The organism is Paracoccus sp. FO-3 (genome assembly GCF_006386455.1).
GTDB classification, from domain to species: Bacteria; Pseudomonadota; Alphaproteobacteria; order Rhodobacterales; family Rhodobacteraceae; genus Paracoccus; species Paracoccus versutus.
The window spans coordinates 1-1,116 of the sequence record NZ_VCBQ01000277.1 but is presented as its reverse complement, the minus strand read 5'-3'; the positions used below and the strand labels follow the sequence as shown (position 1 = coordinate 1,116).

The window sequence follows — 1,116 nt, the reverse complement described above, 5'->3', positions numbered from 1 at the left end:
GCGCTAAGGCCGCGCCGGGCCCGCTGCATGGCCAGAAGCAGGGCATTTCCGTGTTGCATTTAGTGCCAAATATGGTATTTATTTTAGCATGAAAAGAGGCTTGATATGACGGATTCTGAAAAAGGTGCGCTAGCAAAGCTCGCGCTGTTCGCTCTTGGAGCATTCGCCATCCTTCGCCTGACGTATACTGACGGCTGGAGGTTTGACTCGATCCTGGGGTGCGCGGCGAATGCGGCGCTGATCGTGGGCGTCCTCGCCCAGATCGCACTGGAAATGCTGGTGCGCTTCGCTCCGGATAGCTGGCTGCCGGACGATGTGCTCGCCGAATTACCGAGATGGCAAATAGGGGTGGTCTTGCTGTCCTTGATCGCTGCCTCGGTCAGCCTGCTCATCGCTCAATGAATGACCTTGTGGAGATCGAACATGCAACGTGTTGAAGCCCAGATCGCGGTCAGCGTTTCTGACCTGAAGAAAAGCCCGACCGCGATCATGGACCAGGCGCACGGCGAGGCCGTCGCCGTGCTGAACCACAATCGCGTCATGGCCTACATGGTCCCGGCCGATGTTTACGAGGCGATGATGGAGCGGCTGGACGACCTGGCGCTTGTCGATGTCATTAAGGCCCGGGCGGATGAAACGCCGATCAGCGTGGGCCTCGATGACCTTTGAGCTTAAGTTCCTGCCATCCGCACTGAAGGAGTGGAAAAAGCTCGGTGCCACGCTTCGGGAGCAGTTTCGGAAGAAGCTGGCCGAACGTCTGGAGCAGCCCCGTGTTCCTGCTGATGCGCTGCATGGTCTGGAAGATCATTACAAGATCAAGCTCCGCAGCGCCGGCTACCGACTCGTCTATCGCGTGGAGAATGCAGAAATTACCGTCACTGTGGTCGCAGTTGGTCGTCGCGAACGAAGCGAGGTGTATAAAGCTGCAAGCGCACGGCGCGATGATCGACCCAAAAGCTGACGTCCATTCTGGACCTTGAAAAGCGGCAGATAGTTTCGGGAGGATCCACGCAGGATCATCAGACCAGGCGCAGCGTGGCCGCCCCCTCGGGGCGGCTTTTTCTTTGCCCTGTTCCTGGTGTTCGCCGTCGCCGTCGCCCTGGCAAGCCAGAACGC

The 1,116-nt window shown here is 58.6% G+C and carries 3 protein-coding genes; all 3 read left to right on the top strand.

The window, feature by feature from the left end; genetic code table 11:
• Positions 1–105 precede the first annotated feature (105 nt).
• From FE811_RS26955 to FE811_RS26945, 3 genes are read left to right on the top strand one after another with little or no spacing between them, the layout of a single operon-like run.
• On the top strand, positions 106–402 hold the full coding sequence (locus tag FE811_RS26955) for a hypothetical protein (protein ID WP_140849582.1): 297 nt from the start codon (positions 106–108) through the stop codon (positions 400–402).
• A gap of 21 nt (positions 403–423) precedes the next feature.
• Positions 424–669: a type II toxin-antitoxin system Phd/YefM family antitoxin gene (locus FE811_RS26950; protein ID WP_140849580.1), complete on the top strand. Its 246-nt coding sequence runs from the start codon at positions 424–426 to the stop codon at positions 667–669.
• Positions 659–961: a type II toxin-antitoxin system RelE/ParE family toxin gene (locus FE811_RS26945; RefSeq protein ID WP_116171358.1), complete on the top strand. Its 303-nt coding sequence runs from the start codon at positions 659–661 to the stop codon at positions 959–961. Before FE811_RS26950 ends, FE811_RS26945 begins: the two co-directional genes overlap by 11 nt.
• Positions 962–1,116: the final 155 nt, after the last annotated feature.